The 2,293-nt window shown below is 40.1% G+C and carries 1 protein-coding gene; it reads left to right on the top strand.

The annotated features are described in order from the left end of the window. Nucleotides 1–2,293 (top strand): choice-of-anchor A family protein (locus OB69_RS18170; RefSeq protein ID WP_157608637.1); only part of this gene is annotated, 2,293 nt, incomplete at both ends.

Raw genomic sequence — 2,293 nt, 5'->3', positions numbered from 1 at the left:
AGTGACAGTGGTTGACAATACTGCCCCTGTTGTAATTACTCAGAATATTTCTGTATCGCTGAATGCTAGCGGAAACGCAATCATCTCTGCTACTCAGATCAACAACGGTTCTTCTGATAACTGTGGAATTGCAAGTATGACGTTAAACAAAACAAGCTTCGACTGTTCTAACCTTGGTGATAACACTGTAACCTTAACGGTAACTGATAACAACGGAAATACTAGCACTAAAACGGCTACTGTGACCATTGTTGACGACATCGCCCCTACTGTTCTTGCGAAAAACATCACTGTAGCGCTTGATGCTAATGGAATCGTTAACATTACAGCCGCTCAAATAGACAACGGTTCTTCTGATAATTGCAATCTTACATTAACTGTTGACAAGGCTTCATTTAGCTGTAATGATATCGGTACGCAAACTGTAATATTGACTGGAACAGACGCCAGTGGAAACACTGCCTCTGCCACAGCAACCGTAACTATTATCGACAATACCGCTCCAGTAATCACTGTTAATAACAGTATTACTGTTGAATTAAACGACAATGGAAACGCCACAATTACACAAAGTCAAGTTGTGACTTCTGTTGGAAATGACAACTGCGGAAGCGTGAACATTACTATTTCTAAAACTAGCTTTGACTGCGCTGACTTAGGTACAAACACTATTACTGTAACAGCTACAGATGCTAGTGGAAATGTAACCACCGAAACAGTAAACGTAACTGTGGTAGACTCTTCTGCCCCTGTATTTACTAATCCAACTTCAGGCTCAGTAATTAGTCAAAACCCAACAGCTCCAGCAATGGACTTTAATGTCTTTGTTAGAAATAATGTCTCATTCAAAAATAATGAAACAGAAGGCGCTGTTGCACTGGGAGGCGATCTGTCAATTAACGGTAGTTATCAGGTTTCTACCAATAGTAAAGGTAGCTTCAAAGTAGGTAATGTACCTGTAACACTTGTTGTAGGTGGAAAAGTAAACTACAACAATGGAAACTCCCTTCAGGTAAACCAAAATGGATATGTTAAAATTGGTAATGCCAACGGGTCTAAAGTATGGTACCAAGATCAGAATGGTGCTAACTCTCCTATTCGTATTACTAAGGATAACAACTACAATAGCAGCCCAAGACTTCACTTGCAAGCTAATGCTCAGCAACTTGGAGTGAGCGCTTCTAACAATCCGATTTTCCAATCTAACGTGATTGACTTTGACGCTGCTTTCGCTCAATTTGAAGCGAGTGCGTTATCAATGAGCCAGTTGGTTAACAATGCTAACTTGACTAACCCTAACGGACAGCCAATAAGCAATACTAACTTGCCAAATCAAGTAAAAATCAATTTACAAGATGGTTTAAACGTATTGAACGTAACTGGGGCAGACCTTAACAATGTGTCAGTCTTCACTTTTAATAACCAGCCAAGCCAAAGCAAAATATTGATTGTTAATGTTAACAACCCTGGTACTTTCAACTGGAACGTATATAATACTGGAGGAATTGGAGAGCACGTTTCACCATACATCCTTTACAACTTCTACAATAGTACAACTGTTAAAATTCAAGGAAACGGCTCTATTATAGGTACTGTATTCGCTCCTTTTGCTTTCATTAATAAGACAAGTCATAACAACATATCTGGTCAGGTAATTGGTAAATCATTTACACAACTATCTGGTGAAAACCACATGTTCGGTTTCAGTGGAACAATCACTAGTGGAACAACTACAGAGATCGAAGAAGGTAGTACAGTAGTTAGAAATGCAGATGATTGTACTTATGAAGTACAAGGTTCTGAGTTTACTCCTGCGGTAACTGATAACGGTTGTGCAGATGTTACACTAACTTATGCCTTAACTGGTGCTACCACTGGTGCGGGAACTGACTTATCTGGAGTAAGCCTCAATGTGGGACAAACAGTAATTACATGGACAGCTACTGACGGAAGTAACACAACTACCTTTAGTATAACTGTGGATGTAGAAGACAATACTGCCCCTACTGTTCTTGCAAAAAACATTACTGTTGCGCTTGATGCCAACGGAAATGCAAATATCACCGCTGCCGATATTGACAATGGTTCTTCTGACAACTGTAACCTCACTTTATCTATTGATAAAACTTCATTTGATTGCTCTAAAGTTGGTGCGCAGACTGTTACCTTGACTGGAACCGATGCGAGCGGAAACACTGCTTCGTTTACCGCTACAGTGACTGTGGTTGACAATACTGCTCCTGCTGTAATCACCCAGAATATTTCAGTGTCGCTGAATGCTAGCGGAAACGCA

The organism is Roseivirga seohaensis subsp. aquiponti (assembly GCF_001267955.1).
Classification (GTDB): Bacteria; Bacteroidota; Bacteroidia; order Cytophagales; family Cyclobacteriaceae; genus Roseivirga; species Roseivirga seohaensis.
The sequence above is the reverse complement of the archived record's forward strand: the minus strand, read 5'-3'. Positions and strand labels throughout refer to the sequence as shown.